The sequence below is a fragment of the Streptomyces longwoodensis genome (assembly GCF_001514125.1).
GTDB lineage: Bacteria > Actinomycetota > Actinomycetes > Streptomycetales > Streptomycetaceae > Streptomyces > Streptomyces longwoodensis.
The window spans coordinates 457,899-475,571 of the sequence record NZ_KQ948551.1 but is presented as its reverse complement, the minus strand read 5'-3'; the positions used below and the strand labels follow the sequence as shown (position 1 = coordinate 475,571).

18 protein-coding genes are annotated in these 17,673 nt (G+C 75.0%); 7 read left to right on the top strand and 11 right to left on the bottom strand.

Features of this window, described 5'->3' with window-relative positions:
- Positions 1-62: 62 nt before the first annotated feature.
- Positions 63-794 (bottom strand): VIT1/CCC1 transporter family protein, encoded by a 732-nt coding sequence (locus AQJ30_RS11165; RefSeq protein ID WP_067231964.1) that lies wholly within the window; start codon positions 792-794, stop codon positions 63-65.
- A 280-nt stretch (positions 795-1,074) separates the two neighbouring features.
- Here AQJ30_RS11165 and AQJ30_RS11160 point away from each other — a divergent pair, with 280 nt between their 5' ends.
- The 7 genes from AQJ30_RS11160 to AQJ30_RS11130 are packed head-to-tail and all read left to right on the top strand — an operon-like array spanning position 1,075 to position 8,883.
- Complete coding sequence (locus AQJ30_RS11160; protein ID WP_079083967.1) at positions 1,075-2,184, top strand: ADP-ribosylglycohydrolase family protein; 1,110 nt, start codon at positions 1,075-1,077, stop codon at positions 2,182-2,184.
- On the top strand, positions 2,181-3,446 hold the full coding sequence (locus tag AQJ30_RS11155; protein ID WP_067231962.1) for an ADP-ribosylglycohydrolase family protein: 1,266 nt from the start codon (positions 2,181-2,183) through the stop codon (positions 3,444-3,446). Before AQJ30_RS11160 ends, AQJ30_RS11155 begins: the two co-directional genes overlap by 4 nt.
- Before the next feature lie 8 nt (positions 3,447-3,454).
- Positions 3,455-4,630 carry an ADP-ribosylglycohydrolase family protein gene (locus AQJ30_RS11150; RefSeq protein WP_067231960.1) on the top strand — a complete coding sequence of 392 codons (1,176 nt, stop codon included), beginning with the start codon at positions 3,455-3,457 and terminating at the stop codon, positions 4,628-4,630.
- Entirely contained in the window at positions 4,618-5,979 is a 1,362-nt protein-coding gene (locus AQJ30_RS11145; protein ID WP_067231958.1) for an ADP-ribosylglycohydrolase family protein, read from the top strand. Before AQJ30_RS11150 ends, AQJ30_RS11145 begins: the two co-directional genes overlap by 13 nt.
- Complete coding sequence (gene rbsK, locus AQJ30_RS11140; RefSeq protein WP_067231956.1) at positions 5,976-6,869, top strand: ribokinase; 894 nt, start codon at positions 5,976-5,978, stop codon at positions 6,867-6,869. The genes AQJ30_RS11145 and rbsK overlap by 4 nt, the downstream gene beginning before the upstream one ends.
- The gene (locus AQJ30_RS11135; protein WP_067232666.1) at positions 6,866-8,056 is read left to right on the top strand and encodes a CaiB/BaiF CoA transferase family protein; all 1,191 of its coding nucleotides are present in this window, start codon (positions 6,866-6,868) and stop codon (positions 8,054-8,056) included. Before rbsK ends, AQJ30_RS11135 begins: the two co-directional genes overlap by 4 nt.
- Positions 8,053-8,883 (top strand): HpcH/HpaI aldolase/citrate lyase family protein, encoded by an 831-nt coding sequence (locus AQJ30_RS11130; protein WP_067231954.1) that lies wholly within the window; start codon positions 8,053-8,055, stop codon positions 8,881-8,883. Before AQJ30_RS11135 ends, AQJ30_RS11130 begins: the two co-directional genes overlap by 4 nt.
- Positions 8,884-8,958: 75 nt before the next feature.
- Here AQJ30_RS11130 and lgt read toward each other — a convergent pair whose 3' ends face one another.
- From lgt to AQJ30_RS11080, 10 genes are all read right to left on the bottom strand, one after another.
- Positions 8,959-10,011, bottom strand: coding sequence for a prolipoprotein diacylglyceryl transferase (gene lgt, locus AQJ30_RS11125; RefSeq protein ID WP_067231952.1), 1,053 nt, complete (start codon positions 10,009-10,011; stop codon positions 8,959-8,961).
- Positions 10,012-10,095: 84 nt separating this feature from the next.
- Entirely contained in the window at positions 10,096-10,878 is a 783-nt protein-coding gene (locus tag AQJ30_RS11120) for a DsbA family protein (protein ID WP_067231949.1), read from the bottom strand.
- 98 nt (positions 10,879-10,976) lie between these two features.
- Positions 10,977-11,795 (bottom strand): tryptophan synthase subunit alpha, encoded by an 819-nt coding sequence (trpA, locus tag AQJ30_RS11115; RefSeq protein ID WP_067231947.1) that lies wholly within the window; start codon positions 11,793-11,795, stop codon positions 10,977-10,979.
- The gene (trpB, locus tag AQJ30_RS11110; RefSeq protein WP_067231945.1) at positions 11,792-13,075 is read right to left on the bottom strand and encodes a tryptophan synthase subunit beta; all 1,284 of its coding nucleotides are present in this window, start codon (positions 13,073-13,075) and stop codon (positions 11,792-11,794) included. Before trpB ends, trpA begins: the two co-directional genes overlap by 4 nt.
- Before the next feature lie 110 nt (positions 13,076-13,185).
- Entirely contained in the window at positions 13,186-13,353 is a 168-nt protein-coding gene (gene trpM, locus AQJ30_RS38710; RefSeq protein ID WP_169808467.1) for a tryptophan biosynthesis modulator TrpM, read from the bottom strand.
- A 19-nt stretch (positions 13,354-13,372) separates the two neighbouring features.
- Positions 13,373-14,182, bottom strand: coding sequence for an indole-3-glycerol phosphate synthase TrpC (gene trpC, locus AQJ30_RS11100; RefSeq protein ID WP_067231942.1), 810 nt, complete (start codon positions 14,180-14,182; stop codon positions 13,373-13,375).
- Positions 14,183-14,320: 138 nt separating this feature from the next.
- Positions 14,321-14,758, bottom strand: coding sequence for a DUF2752 domain-containing protein (locus AQJ30_RS11095; protein WP_067231939.1), 438 nt, complete (start codon positions 14,756-14,758; stop codon positions 14,321-14,323).
- Positions 14,759-14,840: 82 nt separating this feature from the next.
- A complete protein-coding gene (locus AQJ30_RS11090; RefSeq protein ID WP_067231936.1) occupies positions 14,841-15,092 on the bottom strand; it encodes an HGxxPAAW family protein in 252 nt (83 codons plus the stop codon).
- A 179-nt stretch (positions 15,093-15,271) separates the two neighbouring features.
- Positions 15,272-15,922, bottom strand: coding sequence for a TIGR02234 family membrane protein (locus tag AQJ30_RS11085; RefSeq protein ID WP_067232664.1), 651 nt, complete (start codon positions 15,920-15,922; stop codon positions 15,272-15,274).
- A 254-nt stretch (positions 15,923-16,176) separates the two neighbouring features.
- Positions 16,177-17,664 carry an anthranilate synthase component I gene (locus tag AQJ30_RS11080; protein ID WP_067231935.1) on the bottom strand — a complete coding sequence of 496 codons (1,488 nt, stop codon included), beginning with the start codon at positions 17,662-17,664 and terminating at the stop codon, positions 16,177-16,179.
- Positions 17,665-17,673 lie beyond the last annotated feature (9 nt).

The following is a 17,673-nucleotide window of genomic DNA, read 5'->3' as shown; positions in this document are numbered from 1 at the left end:
ATGCGATCGAAACCAGCGAGTAACGGCTACTTATGCGGCCCCTCGCATAAGTAGCGGCCGACTCATCCTACGGCCGTTCCGAACCAGCTGCCCAGGACGTACGTCACACCGGCCGCGGCGCCGCCGAGGGCGAGCTGGCGCAGGCCGCTGTACCACCAGGTCCGCGCGGTCACCCGGGCCACCACCGCACCGCACGCGAAGAGCCCGAAGAGCGCCAGCAGCACGGCCGGCCACAGCGCGCTCGCGCCCAGCAGGTACGGCAGCACCGGGAACAGGGCGCCCAGCGCGAAGGAGCCGAACGACGACACGGCCGCGACCAGCGGGGAGGGCAGGTCGGAGGGGTCGATGCCCAGCTCCTCGCGCGCGTGGATCTCCAGGGCCTGCTCGGGGTCGCGGGACAGCTGGCGGGCGACCTGCCGGGCGAGGCCGGCGTCCACGCCGCGGGCCTCGTAGAGGGCGGCCAGCTCGGCCTCCTCGTCCTGGGGGTGCTTGCGCAGCTCGCGCCGCTCGACGTCCAGCTCGGCCTCGACCAGCTCGCGCTGGGAGGCGACGGAGGTGTACTCGCCCGCGGCCATCGAGAAGGCACCGGCGGCCAGGCCCGCGAGCCCGGTCAGCACCATGGTGTGCTGGCTGACCGAGCTGCCGGCGACGCCGGTCATCAGGGCGAGGTTGGAGACGAGGCCGTCCATCGCACCGAAGACGGCGGGGCGCAGCCAGCCCCCGTTGACGTCGCGGTGGGTGTGGTTGTCGCGGTGCGCCTCGTGGAGTGCCGCCTCGGTGTCGATCAGGGCCATCAGGTTCCCCCAGCAAGCTAAGCCAAAGCTAACTTTGGACGAGTTCTACTTTTGAACAACCCTGACAGTAGTCCCCTGATTCCCGGCCCGCCAGCAAGGAAAGGCTGGGCTAACCTGCGGCTTTTACCTTCTTTGCTCATCTGATCGACTCTCTCCACAGATGTCGACCGGGTGACTCCGCGGTCGCTCAGGCTGAGGTCAACCGCCAATGGTGGGACAGATCCGCAGGAGGCTCCGCGGCCCGGCGGACCCTCGTCCCACGTCTGGAGAGGCCGAGGCATTGGCAACGACCGCCCGCATCCCCACGGTCCCGGCGCCCGGGGACGCCACCGACCTCCGCGACCGCGCCCGCGGCGCCCTGCTCGGCCTCGCCGTCGGGGACGCCCTCGGCGCCCCCGCGGAGAACCTGCGCCCCTCCGAGATCCGCGCCCGCTGGGGCCGCATCACCGGCTACGTCACCGACCGCCCGGCCGGCACGGACGACACCGAGTACGCGATCTTCTCCGGCCTGCTGCTCGCCCGCCACGGGTCCGCGCTGACCCCGGCCCACGTGGAGGCCGCCTGGCACGCGTGGATCGCCGACCGGGCCGAGGGCCCGTTCCGCGGGGCCGGCTTCAGCGAAAGGGGCACGCTGGAGAACCTGCGCCGGGGCCTGGCCGCGCCGATCTCGGCGCAGCACCGCCACGCCTGGAGCGACGGGCTGGCGATGCGGGCGGCGCCGTTCGGCGTCTTCGCGGCGGGCCGCCCCGCGGAGGCGGCCCGGCTGGTCGCGATCGACGGCTCGGTCAGCCACGAGGGCGAGGGCATCTACGGCGGCCAGGCGGTGGCCGCGGGCGTCGCGGCGGCGATGGCCGGGGCGCCGGTGGACTCGGTGATCGCCTCCGCGCTGGCGGTGGTGCCCGAGGACTCCTGGACGGCCCGCTCCCTGCGCCGCGCGGTGGCCGTCGCCCACCGCGGCGAACGGGCCGTGCGCTCGGCGGTCGTGATCGGCGGCTACCCCTGGACCGACCTCGCGCCCGAGGCGGTCGCCCTGGCCTTCGGCGCGTACGCGGCGGCCGACGGGGACTTCCGGGACGCGGTGCTGACCGCGGTCAACATGGGCCGGGACGCCGACACGACGGCCGCGGTCGCGGGCGCCCTGGCCGGTGCCACGCAGGGCATCACGGCGATCCCCCGGGCCTGGTCCACCGCCATCGGCCCGGCCCGCGGCACCTGCCTCCCGTCGATGAGGGGCCATCACGTCCTGGACGTGGCGGAACTCCTGCTCCCCGGGGAGGGCGAGAAGTGGGGCGCGGGGGTGGCGGCGACGGCGGACCCGGGCAGGGCCGAGCCGCCGCGACCCGCGGACTTCGCGCTGGTGGCCGACGACGAGGCGGGAGCGGCGGGATGACCCTGTCCTTCGCCCCCGCGGCCGCCGACGGCGAGAACCCCCCACCGGGGCCACTCGCACCCGACGACGAAAGTCGCACGGGTGGTGCGGGTGGGAGCAAAAGGGCCGACGGCGAAGCCGAGGCCGCAGTCACCGCCGCTCCCCGACACGGGCACCGCATCCAAGGCCTCCTGCTCGGCCTGGCGGCAGGCGACGCCGCCGGGTGGCCCGCCGCCCGCCACCGCGCCGCCCGCATGCCGGAGTGGACCCGCCGCCTCACCCGCGAACTGGACACCTTCGCCGAACAGAACGCGACCACCACCCTCCCCGTCCCGATCGCCCTCAACCAGCCCCCCGAACCCCTCCGCCTCGGTCCCTCCGACGACGCCGAGTGGGCGGCCTTCGCCGCGGAGGCGCTGCTGCGCGCCGGCGACGACACCGCGCTCGGCGACCTCAGCCGGGAGCGCCGTACCCGCGCCGCCATCGACCTGACCTGGAACGCCGTCGCCGCCGAGGTGGCCGCCGCGGCCGACCGCGCCCCGGAGGTCGAGTCCGCGGTGCTCCCGCTGCGCGCCCGGATCTCGGTCCGGGCCGGCCTCGGCAACCTGGCCGCCGGGCTGCGCCCGCCCGCCACCGGCCACGACAACCCGCACTACTTCGACGACGCGGCCTGCGTCCGCGCCTGTGTCCTGGCCGTCGCCCACCCGGGGGACCCGGACGCCGCCGCCGGCCTCGCCGAGTTCGACGCCCGCTACACCCAGGACGGCGACGGGGTGCACGGCGCGCGGGCGATGGCCGCGGCGGTGTCCCTGGCCCTGACCGGCGCACCCCCGGCCGCCTGCGCGGCCGCCGCCCTCGACCAACTCCCGGGCACCACCGAGATCGGCCGCAACGCCTGCCACGCGCTCACCCTCGCCCGTACCGCCGACGGCGCGTTCGCCCTGGTCCCGCTGCTGGAGCACCAGATCGTCGACCACGTCTACAGCTACGGCATCGCGGCCGCCGAGACCGTCCCGGTCGCCCTGGCGCTCGCGCTCGCGGCGGACGGCCGGATCGCCGAGGCGGTCCCCGCCGCCGCGTGCCTGTCCCGGGTCGCCGACTCCGCCCCGGCCCTGGTGGGCGCCCTCACCGGCGCGCTGGGCGGCGGCGCCGCGATCCCCGCGTCCTGGCGCGCGGCCTGCCGCACCCTGTCGGGCTGCGCCCTGCCCCGCCTCACCGGGACGGACCTGGTGGAACTCGCCGAGCTCCTGGAAACCCGCCAACCGCCCGGACCAAGGGGATGATTCTGCCCATGGTGAACAAACCGGCAGAAATCCCCGGGGACGCGCTGGACGACCGCATCACCGCCGCACTGGTGGGAGCGGCCGTCGGCGACGCCCTCGGCGGACCGGTCGAGGGCTACTCCCCCGACCAGATCCTCGAACGCCACGGCGGCCGCGTCCACGGCGTCGTCGGCCCCTGGAACGGCGACGCCTGGCGCACCGCCCGCCCCCTCGCGCCGTACCACAAGGGCGACGGGCACGTCACCGACGACACCCTGATGACCCACGCGCTGGTCCGGGTCTACGCCCGTGTCCGCGACCACCTCGACGCCTACGCGGTCGCCGACCACCTGGTCCCCGACCTGATGACCACCCCCCGCTGGATCCCGGAGCTGGAGGCGGAGGCCCTGCCGCTCCAGCGGATCTTCCTCGCGGAGAAGTGGCTCGTGGCCCGGCTGCACTACGGCCACGTCGACCCGCGCGAGGCCGGCGTCGGCAACATCGTCAACTGCGGTGCGGCGATGTACATGGCGCCGGTCGGCCTGGTCAACGCGGCCCACCCGCGCGCCGCGTACGCCGAGGCGCTGGACGTCGCGGGCGCCCACCAGTCGTCGTACGGCCGGGAGGCGGCCGGGGTGTTCGCCGCGGCGGTCGCGGCGGCCTGCGCCCCGGGCGCCACCCCGGAGTCGGTGGTGGGGGCCTGTCTGGCACTGGCCAAGGACGGCACGCGCACGGCCGTCGAGCGGGTCTGCGAGGCGGCCGCCCGCCACACCGACACCGAGTCGGCGCTGCGCCCCCTGCGCGAGGCCGTGGCCCCCTACGACACGGTCGGCCCCGACTACCGCGCCCCCTCGCTGGGCGCCCGCAGGCCGTCCCGCCTGCACGCGATCGAGGAACTGCCGGTCGCGCTGGGCATGGTGGTGGCCGCCGGCGGCGACTACCGGCAGGCGGTCCTCGGCGCGGTGAACTACGGCCGCGACTGCGACTCCATCGCCACGATGGCCGGCGCGGTGGCGGGCGCGCTCGGCTCGCCGGCCCCCGAGGAGTGGGCGAAGCAGGTGGGCGAGGCCAGCCGCCTGGACCTGTGGGAACCGGCCCGCACCCTCACCGGGGTGGCCCGCGAGGTCTTCGCCCGGGACGTCGAGCGGCGCCGCGCCCACGAGGCGGCCTTCACCACGCTGGGAGGCGCGAGATGCTCCGCGTGACCTGGGTCCAGCCCGAGGACCTGCTCGGGCACGAACTCCGCCAGGCGGCCCTGGACGGCCGCGAACCGTCGCGGATCGCCGCGCGCTGGACGGCGGCGGGCGGCCTGGACGCGCCCCGGACCGCCGGCGCGTCCCCGGACCGCGCCTCGCGCTACCTGCGCCTGCTCGCCGAGGACCTGCTGGACGAACTGGCCGAACTGCCCAGCGCCCTGGCCGAGGAGGAGCCGACCGACCTCGGCCGGATCAGGTCCCTGTGCCCCGACTGGCCGGCGCCCGGCGCGGCCCGGGTGCCCGACCCGGCCCGCTACGAGGCGGCCTGGCTCGGCCGGGCCGCGGGCTGCCTGCTCGGCAAGCCGGTCGAGAAGCTGCCCCTGGACGCCATCCGCGACCTGGCCCGGGCGGCCGGCAACTGGCCCCTGTCGGGCTGGTTCACCGCCCGCGGGGTCCCCGCCGACCTGCTCCTCGCCCACCCCTGGAACCGCCGCTCGGCCGCCACCTCCCTCGCCGAGAACATCGACGGGATGCCCGAGGACGACGACCTCGACTACCCGCTGCTGAACCTGCTGCTGCTCCAGCGCCACGGCCGGTCCTTCACCACCGCCGACGTGGCCCGGCTGTGGCTGGACGAACTGCCCGCCGGCCGCACCTTCACCGCCGAGCGGATCGCCTACCGCAACCTGCTCAGCGGCATCGAGCCCCCGCACACCGCCCGCCACCGCAACCCGTTCCGCGAGTGGATCGGCGCGCTGATCCGCGCCGACGTGCACGGCTGGACCAACCCCGGCGCCCCGGCCGCCGCGGCCGAACAGGCCCACCGCGACGCGGTCCTGACCCACACCGCCAACGGCGTCTACGCCGCGATGTTCACCGCCGCCGTCGTCGCCACGGCCGCGACCGGCACCCACGACGTCCACACCTGTCTGCGTACAGGGCTGACCGTCGTCCCGCCGCGCTCGCGCCTCGCGCGGGCCGTCGCCGACGCCGTGGAACTGGCCGAGCGGCACGACGACTTCGAGGCGGTCGTCGACGCGCTCCACGCCCGCCACTCCCCCGCCCACCACTGGGTGCACGCCCTGCCCAACACCGCCCTGGTCGCCGCCGCCCTCACGCACGCGGACGGGGACTTCACCGGCTCCATCTGCCGTGCCGTGTCCGGCGGCTGGGACACCGACTCCAACGGCGCCACGGCCGGCTGCGTGGCCGGGCTCCTCGCCGGCTCCCCCGCCGCCCTGCCCGACCGCTGGACGGCCCCCCTCAAGAACCGCCTGGCCACCTCTGTGCCCGGGTTCGACGGCACCGGCTTCGACACCCTGGCCCAGCTCACCCACCGGGAGGCTTCCCGCCCATGACCGACATCGTCGTGCTCGGCAGCACCAACATGGACCTCGTGGCCTACGTCGAGAAGGCGCCGCGGCGCGGGGAGACCGTCACCGGACGGGAGTTCCGCACCGTCCCCGGCGGCAAGGGCGCCAACCAGGCCGTCGCCGCCGCCCACGCGGGCGGCACCGTCTCCCTCATCGGCGCCGTCGGCGACGACGCCTTCGGCGGCCGGCTGCGCTCCACGCTGGAGCACTCCGGCGTCAGCACCGACCACCTGCGCACGGTCGAGGGCCCCTCCGGCACCGCGCACATCGTCGTCGACGACGAGGGCGGCAACGCGATCGTCGTCGTCCCCGGCGCCAACGGCACCGTCGACCGGCTCGCCCCGGGCGACGAGGGCCTGATCGCCTCCGCCGACGCCCTGCTGCTCCAGCTGGAGATCCCCCTGGCCGCGGTCGTCGCGGGAGCCCGGACCGCCCGCGCGCACGGCGTCCGCACGATCCTCACCCCCGCGCCCGCCCAGCCGCTCCCGCCCGACCTGTTCGACGCCACCGACCTGCTGGTGCCCAACGAGCACGAGGCCACCACCCTCACCGGCCGCACCGACCCGCTCCAGGCGGCGGTCGCCCTGCTGGAGGTCGTCCCGGAGGTGGTCGTCACGCTCGGCGAGTCCGGCGTCCTGTACGCGGCGCGCGGCCAGGAGCCCGTCAGCGTGCCCGCCCCGCGGGTCACCGCCGTCGACTCCACGGGCGCGGGCGACACGTTCGCCGGCGCGCTGGCCGTGGCGCTCGGCGAGGAACGCCCGGTCCGCGAGGCCCTGGCCTGGGCGGCCGCGGCGGCCTCGCTGTCGGTGCAGCGCCCGGGCGCCTCGGCGTCCATGCCGCACCGCACCGAGATCGACGCGTGGTACGCCTCGTGAGCCGCCAGCCGCTGGCCGGGCTGCGCGTCCTGGACCTCGCCACCCTGTTCGCCGGGCCCCTCGCGGCCACCCTGCTCGGTGACTTCGGCGCCGAGGTCGTCAAGGTCGAGCACCCCACACGGCCCGACCCGTCCCGCGGCCACGGCCCGGCGAAGGACGGCGTGGGCCTGTGGTGGAAGGTCCTCGGCCGCAACAAGCGCACCATGACGCTGGACCTGTCCACCCCCGGCGGCCGCACCACCCTGCTGCGCCTCGCCGCCTCGGCCGACGTGGTCGTGGAGAACTTCCGCCCGGGCACCCTGGAGAAGTGGGACCTGGGCTGGGCGGAGCTGTCGGCCGCCAACCCGCGCCTGGTGCTCGCCCGGGTCACCGCCTTCGGCCAGTTCGGGCCGAGTTCGCACCGCCCCGGGTTCGGCACCCTCGCGGAGGCGATGAGCGGCTTCGCCGCGCTCACCGGCGAGCCGGACGCGCCGCCGACCCTGCCACCGTTCGGCCTGGCCGACTCCATCGCGGGCCTCGCCACCGCCTACGCGGTGATGACGGCCCTGGCCGCCCGCGAGCACACCGGCGCCGGCCAAGTGGTCGACATGGCCTTGATCGAGCCGATCCTCGCCGTCCTCGGCCCCCACCCGACCTGGTACGACCAGCTCGGCTACGTCCAGGAGCGCACCGGCAACCGCTCCGCGAACAACGCACCGCGCAACACCTACCGCACCACCGACGGCTCCTGGGTCGCCGTCTCCACCTCGGCCCAGTCCGTCGCGGAACGCGTGATGGGTCTGGTCGGCCGCCCGGACCTGATCGACGAACCCTGGTTCGCGACCGGCGCCGGACGGGCCGCCCACGCCGACGTCCTCGACGCGGCGGTCGGCGGCTGGATCGCCGCCCGCACCTGCACCGACGTCCTGGCCGCCTTCGAGAAGGCCGAAGCGGCGATCGCGCCCGTGCAGGACGTCCGGGACGTGCTGGCCGACCCCCAGTACACCGCCCTGCACACCGTCACCACGGTCGACGACCCGGAGCTCGGACCGCTGCGCATGCAGAACGTCCTGTTCCGGCTCTCGGAGACGCCCGGCGCGATCCGCTGGGCCGGCCGTCCGCACGGCGCCGACACCGACGCGGTCCTCACCGAACTGGGCCTCGCCCCGGCCGAGATCGCTGCCCTGCGGGAAGCGGGCGCCCTGTGACCACGTGCCCGCTGACCTGGCTGTACGTCCCCGGCGACCGCCCCCGGGTGGTCACCAAGGCGCTGGCCTCCGGCGCCGACGTGGTCGTGATCGACCTGGAGGACGCGGTCGCCCCCGACCGCAAGGAGTACGCCCGCGAGGCCACCGCGGACCGGCTGCGCGACCCGCAGACCGTCCCGGTGCACGTGCGCATCAACGCCCTGGACGGCCCGCACGCGCCGCTGGACCTGAAGGCGCTGGCCCACCTCCCCGGCCTGGCGGGCCTGCGCCTGCCCAAGGTGACCTCACCGCAGCAGGTCAGGAACATCGCGGCCGCGGCGACCCCGCCGGACGCGGACACCCCGCCGCTGTACGCCCTGCTGGAGACGGCCCTCGGCATCGAGCACGCCCACGCCGTGGCCGGCGCCCACCCCGCGGTGCGCGGCATCTCCCTGGGCGAGGCGGACCTGCGGGCCGACCTGGGCCTGCGCGACGACCGGGGCCTGGACTGGTGCCGCTCCCGGATCGTGGTCGCCGCCCGCGCGGCCGGCCTGCCCGCCCCGCCCCAGTCGGTGCACCCCGACACCCGTGACCTGGAGAGCCTCGCGGCGTCCTGCGCCCACGGCCGGGCCCTCGGCTTCGTGGGCCGCGCGGCCATCCACCCCCGCCAGCTCCCGGTGATCGAACGGGCCTACCTGCCCACCCCGCGGGAGATCGAGGAGGCCCACCACATCCTCCGCGCCGCTCGCGCCCACCAGGGCGCCCAGGCCCTGCCGAACGGCACGTTCATCGACGCGGCGGTGGTGGCCACGGCCCGGCGCACCCTGGCCCTGGCCCACCGCGTGTGAAGCGGCCCGGCACGCACCGAGGGCGCCCGGAATCCTTCCGGGCGCCCTCGGGACCGTGCGGGAACCGGCCGTCGGCTAGCTCTTCTTGCCGCCGGCCGACTCGGTCTCGGTCTCGGTCTCGGTCTTGGTCTTCGTCTTGGCGTCGTCCTCGGCGGGGGCCGCCCCGTCCCCGGTCTTGGTCAGGTCGGTGGACCCGGTCGCCGGTCCGGCGTCGCTCCGGGCGGTCTCACCGTCGCCCTCGCTCGTCTTGCCGGACTCCCCGTCGGTCCCGTCCGCGCCGGAGGTCGCGTCGGCGGTCGTTCCCTCGGCGGCCGCGCCCGGCTCGACGACCTCCTCGCGGCCCGGCCGCTTCTTCGCCGACACCACGATGTAGGCCACCGCGAGCAGGAACACCACCAGCGCGGTCCAGTTGTTCAGGCGCAGGCCCAGGACGTGGTGGGCGTCGTCGACACGCAGGTACTCGATCCAGAACCGGCCCACGCAGTACGCGGCGACGTACAGCGCGAACGCCCGTCCGTGCCCCAGCGTGAACCGCCGGTCGGCCCAGATCACCAGCAGGGCCACGCCCACGCACCACAGGGACTCGTACAGGAACGTCGGGTGGTAGTACCCCGGCACCCGCCCGTCCGCCGAGGAGGTGATGTGCAGGGCCCACGGAACGTCGGTCGCGCGCCCGTAGAGCTCCTGGTTGAACCAGTTGCCCCAGCGGCCGATGGCCTGCGCCAGCGCGATGCCGGGGGCGACGGCGTCGGCGTAGGCGGGCATCGGGATGCCCCGGCGCCGGGCGCCGATCCACGCACCCAGCGCGCCGAGCGCGATCGCGCCCCAGATGCCGAGGCCGCCCTGCCACACCTTGAAGGCGTCCACCCAGTCACGGCCCGCGCTGAAGTACAGCTCGTAGTCCGTGATCACGTGGTAGAGCCGCCCGCCGACGAGGCCGAACGGCACCGCCCAGACGGCGATGTCGGCCACCGTCCCGGCCCGGCCGCCGCGCGCGATCCAGCGCCGGTTGCCGAGCCAGACGGCGACGAAGACGCCGATGATGATGCAGAAGGCGTAGGCGCGCAGCGGAACGGGACCGAGGTGCAGGACCCCCCGCGACGGGCTGGGAATGTAGGCAAGTTCCATGGCAGGGTCGACGCTACCGTGCCGGACCGGGCGGGGGGCGGGCGGCCCGGCTACGGCTCCATAACAGGCGGGTGAGAACGCCGCTCACCCCTGGTTCTGGTCCCCCTGCTCGACCAGTTGCTTCAGCTTGGCGGGCGTCATGGTGCGGTCCTGGTAGATGTTCTTGCCGTTCAGCAGGACCGTCGGCGTGCCGGTGAAGCCGCCGCTGCGGAAGGCCGCCTGGGACTTGGCCACCCAGCTGTCGTGGGTGCCGTTCTCCACGCACGTGCGGAACGACGGGGTGACCAGGCCGGGGACCTTGCCGGCCAGCTCGATGAGCTTGGCCTTGCTGCTGTAGGCGTCGTCGGTCTCCTCGGGCTGGTTGTCGTAGAGCACGTCGTGGTAGGCGGTGAACTTGCCCGCGTCCTGGGCGCAGGCGCCCGCGTTCGCCGCGGCGCGCGAGCCGCTGCCGCCCATGTTGCCGTCGATGAGGGTGGCCAGGTGGTACTCGGCCTTGAGCTTGCCGGCGTCGGTCAGCTCGTGGATCGTCGAGCGGTACGCCGTCTCGAACGCCTTGCAGGCGGGGCAGCGGAAGTCCTCCCACACGGTGAGCGTGGACTTCGCGCCGTCCTTGCCGACCGGGATCGCGAGGGCGTCCTTGCCCTGGGCGCCCGAGGGCGCCACCACCGGGCCGGAGCTCTCGCTCTCGTGGTCCTTGCCGGCGTTCGCCGCGACGACGCCGATCACGGCGGCCAGGCCCAGCACGCACACCACGCTCGCCGCCACGATCAGTGTGCGCCGGCGCCGCTCCGAGGCCTTCTGCTTCTCGCGCTCGACCGCCAGCCGCTCCCGGGCGGTGCGCTTACCCTCACGATTCTTCTCGCTCACACCCCGGAAACGAACCGGGGAGGCGCAGCGCGCCTCCCCGGCTCCAGGTCCACCCGTTCGAGTGACCGAATCCCCCGGCGTCGTCGCCGGTCAGCGGGTCACGCCCGGCCGCGCACACCCTCGGCCAGGTCGGCCGCGAGGGCACGCACCGCCTCGACGCCGGCCGGGTGGTCCGGGGCGTCCAGCATCCGCTTCACGAACGCGGACCCGACGATCACGCCGTCGGCGAAGCCGGCCACCTCGGCGGCCTGCGCGGCGTTGGAGACGCCCAGGCCGACGCAGACGGGCAGGCCGGTGCCGGTGGCCCGGGTGCGTTCGACCAGGTCCTGGGCCTGCGCGCCGACGGACTCGCGGGTGCCGGTGACGCCCATCAGCGAGGCGGCGTAGACGAAGCCGCTGCCCGCCGCGGTGATCTGCGCGAGCCGCTCGTCCTTGCTGCTCGGCGCCACGACGAAGACCGTCGCGAGGCCGTGCTTCTCGGCGTGCTCCCGCCACAGCGCGGACTCCTGCACCGGCAGGTCGGGCAGGATCGCCCCGGCGCCGCCCGCCTCGGCCAGCTCCGCGGTGAACCGCTCGACGCCGTAGCGGTCGATGGGGTTCCAGTACGTCATGACCAGGACCGGCTTGCCGGTGGCCGCGTGGGCCTCGCGGACCGTGCGCATCACGTCGGCGATGCGCACGCCGCCGCGCAGGGCGATGTCGTCGGCGGTCTGGATGACCGGGCCGTCGAGGACGGGGTCGCTGTGCGGCAGGCCCACCTCGACGACGTCCGCGCCGCCGTCGAAGGCGGCCGTGACGGCCTCGATGCCGCCGTCCACCGTCGGGAACCCGGCGGGCAGGTAGGCGATGAGCACGGACCGCCCCTCCGCCCTGGCGGCGGCGAGGGTGTCGGTCAACAGCTGGATGTTCCCGCTCACTTGGCGTCCCCCTCGATCTCGGCGATGTCCGCCTCGTCGGCGGCGACCTCGGCGTCGGTGTCGTAGAGGCCGAAGTAGCGGGCTGCGGTGTCCATGTCCTTGTCACCGCGGCCGGACAGGTTGACCACGAGCAGCCCCTCGGGGCCGAGTTCACGGCCGACCTCCAGGGCGCCGGCCAGGGCGTGCGCGGACTCGATGGCCGGGATGATGCCCTCGGTGCGCGACAGCAGGCGCAGGGCCTGCATGGCGGCGTCGTCGGTGACCGCGCGGTACTCGGCGCGGCCGGTGTCCTTGAGGTAGGAGTGCTCCGGGCCGATGCCCGGGTAGTCCAGGCCCGCCGAGATCGAGTAGGGCTCGGTGATCTGGCCCTCGTCGTCCTGGAGGACGTAGGAGCGCGAGCCGTGCAGGATGCCGGGCTCGCCCGCGGTCAGGGTCGCCGCGTGCTCGCCGGTCTCCACGCCGTGCCCGGCGGGCTCGCAGCCGACCAGGCGGACCGAGGCGTCGGGGAGGAAGGCGTGGAAGAGGCCGATGGCGTTGGAGCCGCCGCCGACGCAGGCGATCGCGGCGTCGGGGAGCCGGCCGGCCCGCTCCAGGAGCTGGCGCCGCGCCTCGACGCCGATGACGCGGTGGAAGTCGCGGACCATCGCCGGGAAGGGGTGCGGTCCGGCGACCGTGCCGAAGAGGTAGTGGGTGCGGTCGACGTTGGCGACCCAGTCGCGGAACGCCTCGTTGATGGCGTCCTTCAGGGTGCGGCTGCCGGACTTCACCGCGACGACCTCGGCGCCGAGCATGCGCATGCGGGCCACGTTGAGCGCCTGGCGCCGGGTGTCGACCTCGCCCATGTAGATCGTGCACTCGAGGCCGAACAGCGCGCAGGCGGTGGCCGTGGCGACGCCGTGCTGGCCGGCGCCGGTCTCGGCGATGACCCGGGTCTTGCCCATGCGCCGGGTGAGCAGGGCCTGGCCGAGCACGTTGTTGATCTTGTGGGAGCCGGTGTGGTTGAGGTCCTCCCGCTTGAGGAACACGCGCGCGCCACCGGCGTGTTCGGCGAAGCGGGGCACCTCGGTGAGGGCGCTGGGGCGGCCGGTGTAGTTCACCAGCAGCTCGTCGAGTTCGCGGGCGAACTCCGGGTCGTGCTTGGCCTTGTCGTACTCGACGGCCACCTCGTCCACGGCGGCGACGAGGGCCTCCGGGATGAACTTGCCGCCGAAGGCGCCGAAGTAGCCTTCGGCGCTCGGGACCTGGCCCTCCGGGTCGGGGATGAAGAAGTCGCTGGGCATGCGGAAACCTCACGGTGAGTGTGCGGAGAGAGAACACTGATCGCCGTGGGGGCGGGGGTGGATGGTCGAGTGCGGGCCCGTCCGGGCTGGTCGCGCAGTTCCCCGCGCCCCTACAGGGCCTGCTGCCATCGACGCCCGTTGACCTGGCCGGGCTCGGCCCCGATGACGTACCGGACACGGCGGCCGTGCACGCGGCGGGCCGGGGCGCGGCAGCCGCGCGGGCGGCAGCCGCGCGCCAGGCGCGCGTGCCGGTCCACGGTCGTCAGGGTGGGAGTCATCGGGGCAAGCCTAGCGGGATCAGCCGCGACCGTGCCGCAGGGCCGGGTGTTCACCCGCGGCGACCAGGTCCGCCACCGCGGCCTTGGGGTCCTTGCCGGTCACGAGGGACTCGCCGACCAGGACCGCGTCCGCGCCGGCGTTGGCGTAGGCGATCAGGTCGTGCGGGCCGCGGACGCCGGACTCGGCGACCTTGACCAGGGTGTCCGGGATCTCGGGGGCCACGCGCTCGAAGGTGGCGCGGTCGACCTCGAGGGTCTTGAGGTTGCGGGCGTTGACGCCGATGATCCTGGCGCCGGCGTCGACCGCGCGCTCCACCTCGTCCTCGTCGTGGACCTCGACGAGCGGGGTGAGGCCGATGGAGACGGCGCGCTCGATCAGCGACTCCAGCGCCGGCTGGTCGAGGGCGGCCACGATCAGCAGGGCGAGGTCGGCGCCGTACGCGCGGGCCTCCCACAGCTGGTACGAGGTGACGATGAAGTCCTTGCGCAGGACCGGGATGTCCACGCGCGCGCGGACGGCCTCCAGGTCGGCGAGCGAGCCGCCGAAGCGGCGCTGCTCGGTGAGCACGGAGATGACGGCCGCGCCGCCCGCCTCGTAGTCCGCGGCGAGGGCCGCCGGATCGGCGATCGCGGCCAGCGCGCCCTTGGACGGGCTGGAGCGCTTGACCTCGCAGATGACCTTGACGCCGTCGCCCTTGAGCGCGGCCACGCCGTCCTTGGCCGCGGGGGCCTTCGCCGCGCGCTCCTTGAGCTCGTCGAGGCTGACGCGCGCCTGCCGCTCCGCGAGGTCGGCCCGGACTCCGTCGATGATCTCGTCGAGCACACTCACGCGAGCGGCCCCCTTCCTGACGGTGGACGATTCCAGCGACCAGCGGGGAAACCCATGGTCACTGCGATGGTATCCGGAGCGGGGGCGGGGCCCCGCATCCGGTCACCGGGGTCCCAGTACCTGGACACCCGGTGTTGATCAAGGACGCAGCCAGCCACCGAAGGGCAGGTTCCGGACAACCGTGAAGACCAGCAGGAACGCGCCGAGGGCCCACAGCTGCGCCGTCCCGAGCCGGATGCCGGCCGGCCGGCCGCGGACGGCGCGGACCACCCAGACGGTCCACACGACGGCGAAGCCCAGGTAGGCCAGCACGGCCGCCGCGTTGTCCTGGAGGGCGCCGAGCAGGTCGCCGTGCACGAACGCGTGCGCGCTGCGCAGTCCGCCGCAGCCGGGGCAGTACAGGCCCGTGACGGCGTAGAGCGGGCACAGCGGGTAGTGGCCCGGGGTGTTGGGGTCGACCGTGCCGACGTAGGCGAAGGCCCCGGCGACCGCCGCGAGGATCCCGGCGGGCACGGCGAGCCGCGCCGCGCGGGGGTCCGTGGTCACACTGTGCTGGTCTGCTTCCACGCCTCGCATTGTGCCGCGCACCGGCCGGTACGCGCGCGGGCGGCGGCCGGTGGGGTCACCGTGCCGCCGCCCGGACAGGCGTACGGGGAGCTCAGCCCTCGGCGCCGGCCGGCTCGCGCGTCGCCGACACCTGGTGCACCGGGTGCTGCTCCTTCGGCTGGCCGAGGCCCATGGCGCGCATGATCCCGCCGACCACACCACCGAGCACCACGATCACCATGCCGGCCCAGAAACCGGCCGGCTGGGCCGCCACCATGAACGTGCCCGCGACGCAGAAACCGATGAAGGCGATGATGACACCGGTCCACGCGGCCGGGGTGTGACCGTGGCTGCTGCCCGCCATGAAATGCTCCTCGTTGCTGTGACGTGTCGAACGTGCCGCACGTGTCGTACGCGCTGTGTCCTGCGGGGCCCGCCCGGACCCGTGCCGGGCACCCCCTCCCATTGTCCCGCACGCCCGGGCGCGGAATGAGCGGGGGTGGCCTCCCGGCGGCGTCTGATGCGCCACACCCGGGCGGGCGGTCAGGCGGGGTCGGCGCCCGTGGGGTCCTCGCCGCGGTCCAGGGCCTTCCAGATGTCCTCGGGGCGGTCGGGGTCGGCCAGGGCCGCCGCGCGCCGGGGGCGGGGGGCGCCGCCGCGCTCGTAGCGGCCGGACATGGCCGGCCACAGGCGGCCGTAGCGCAGGGCGAGCAGGCCGGCCAGCAGGATCAGCAGACCGCCGACGGCCGCGACGTACGGCCACGCGGTGTGGCTGAAGGAGGCGACCGTGGCGGAGGTGTCGCCGGAGGCCTGGGCGGCCTTCTCGTCGAGCGCGCCGGAGTCGGAGGCGCCCACCAGGGCGGCGGTGACGATGCCGAGGCCGGAGAGCGCGAGCAGCGCGGAGACCGCGAAGCGGCCGGCCCGGCGGACGGCGAACACCGCGACCAGCGCGGCCAGGCCCACTATGGCGAGCGCGGCGGGGACGCCGGTGACGTCGCTCCCGCGGGCGGTCAGCGGGAAGGAGCCGCCGGCCACCGTGGCGGTGCCCTCGGACCAGCGCTGCCGGGTGGCGAGGAGGGCCACGGCCGCGCCGAGCGCTCCGCTCAGCAGGGCGACGGCGAGGCTCCGGCGGCCGGCCCGCGCGGGGCCGGCGGCTTCGGTTCGGGGGTGCGGTACGGCAGTCACGTACTCCAGTGTCGCCTGAACCCCGGGCGAAGGGTCACCCGGGGTTGCGTGAGACGCGCCCCATCGCGCGCGGGGTCCAGGGCGTGTCTTTCGGATCAGCCCGATTCGGAGGGGCGGTGCCGTGTCGGTACCGGTGAGCGGGGCTCGGTGCGTGCAGCTGCAAGGCGGAGGAGGGCGTCGATGCGGAGCATCGGCAACCGACGACAACGCGGCAGATGTGCGTGCCGAGCCCCGCGGCCCCGGGGTGATCCGAAAGACACGCCCTACGCGCGGAGGCGGTTGGCGGTGTGGACCGCCCGCAGGACCGCGGCCGCCTTATTGCGGCACTCCTGGTCCTCGGCGACCGGGTCGGAGTCGGCGACCACGCCCGCGCCCGCCTGCACGTAGGCGGTGCCGTCGCGCAGCAGGGCGGTGCGGATGGCGATGGCGGTGTCGGAGTCGCCGGCGAAGTCGAGGTAGCCGACGCAGCCGCCGTACAGGCCGCGCCGGGACGGTTCGAGTTCGTCGATGATCTGCATCGCGCGGGGCTTGGGGGCGCCGGAGAGGGTGCCCGCCGGGAAGCAGGCGGTGAGCACGTCGAAGGCGGTGCGGCCCGCGGCGACCGTGCCGGTGACCGTGGAGACGATGTGCATCACGTGGGAGTACCGCTCGACGGACATGAAGTCCACGACCTCCACCGAGCCCGGCTCGCAGACCCGGCCGAGGTCGTTGCGGCCGAGGTCGACCAGCATGAGGTGCTCGGCGCGCTCCTTGGGGTCGGCGAGCAGCTCCTCGGCGAGGGCCTGGTCCTCCTGCGGCGTCGCCCCGCGGTGCCGGGTGCCGGCGATGGGGTGGACCATGGCCCGCCCGTCCTCGACCTTGACCAGGGCCTCGGGGGACGAGCCGACGACGTCGAACCCGTCGAAGCGGAACAGGTACATGTACGGCGAGGGGTTGGTGGCCCGCAGCACCCGGTAGACGTCCAGGGCGCTCGCCGTGCACGGGGTCTCGAAGCGCTGCGAGGGCACGACCTGGAAGGCCTCGCCCGCGCGGATGCGCTCCTTGACGTCCTCGACGGCGCGCTGGAAGTCGGGGCCGCCCCAGCGCGCGGTGTACTCCGGCAGCTCGGAGGGCGGCAGGACGGCCGGCGGCTGGGGGACGGCGCGCGAGAGGTCCGCCTCCATGGCGTCCAGGCGGGCCACCGCGTCGGCGTACGCCTCGTCCACGCCGGTGTCGAGGTCGTTGTGGTTGATCGCGTTGGCGATCAGCAGGACCGAGCCCTCCCAGTGGTCCATCACCGCGAGGTCGCTGGTGAGGAGCATGGTCAGCTCGGGCAGCCGCAGGTCGTCGCGCTCGCCGGGGCCGATCTTCTCCAGGCGGCGGACGATGTCGTAGCCCAGGTAGCCGACCAGGCCGCCGGTGAAGGGCGGCAGGCCCTCCTGGTGGGGGGTGTGCAGGGCCTGGAGGGTGGCGCGCAGGGCGGCGAGCGGGTCGCCGTCGGTGGGGACGCCGACCGGCGGGGTGCCGAGCCAGGCGGCCTGGCCGTCGCGGGAGGTGAGCGTCGCGGCGGAGCGGACGCCGACGAAGGAGTACCGGGACCACAGATACGCAGTGCGGCCGTTCTCGGCGGACTCCAGCAGGAAGGTGCCGGGGCGCTCGGCGGCGAGCTTGCGGTACAGGGCGACCGGGGTGTCGCCGTCGGCGAGGAGCTTGCGGGTGACCGGGATCACGCGCCGGTCGGCGGCCAGCTTGCGGAACGTCTCGAGGTCCATGACGGCCGA

Excerpts from the sequence above, each read along its gene's own strand:
- lgt (WP_067231952.1), bottom strand. The coding sequence starts at position 10,011 with ATGGAACTTGCCTACATTCCCAGCCCGTCGCGGGGGGTCCTGCACCTC.
- AQJ30_RS11080 (WP_067231935.1), bottom strand. The coding sequence starts at position 17,664 with ATGGACCTCGAGACGTTCCGCAAGCTGGCCGCCGACCGGCGCGTGATC.
- AQJ30_RS11155 (WP_067231962.1), top strand. The coding sequence starts at position 2,181 with ATGACCCTGTCCTTCGCCCCCGCGGCCGCCGACGGCGAGAACCCCCCA.
- trpM (WP_169808467.1), bottom strand. The coding sequence starts at position 13,353 with ATGACTCCCACCCTGACGACCGTGGACCGGCACGCGCGCCTGGCGCGC.
- AQJ30_RS11165 (WP_067231964.1), bottom strand. The coding sequence starts at position 794 with ATGGCCCTGATCGACACCGAGGCGGCACTCCACGAGGCGCACCGCGAC.
- AQJ30_RS11095 (WP_067231939.1), bottom strand. The coding sequence starts at position 14,758 with ATGCGAGGCGTGGAAGCAGACCAGCACAGTGTGACCACGGACCCCCGC.
- rbsK (WP_067231956.1), top strand. The coding sequence starts at position 5,976 with ATGACCGACATCGTCGTGCTCGGCAGCACCAACATGGACCTCGTGGCC.
- AQJ30_RS11150 (WP_067231960.1), top strand. The coding sequence starts at position 3,455 with ATGGTGAACAAACCGGCAGAAATCCCCGGGGACGCGCTGGACGACCGC.
- trpB (WP_067231945.1), bottom strand. The coding sequence starts at position 13,075 with ATGCCCAGCGACTTCTTCATCCCCGACCCGGAGGGCCAGGTCCCGAGC.
- AQJ30_RS11145 (WP_067231958.1), top strand. The coding sequence starts at position 4,618 with ATGCTCCGCGTGACCTGGGTCCAGCCCGAGGACCTGCTCGGGCACGAA.
- AQJ30_RS11090 (WP_067231936.1), bottom strand. The coding sequence starts at position 15,092 with ATGGCGGGCAGCAGCCACGGTCACACCCCGGCCGCGTGGACCGGTGTC.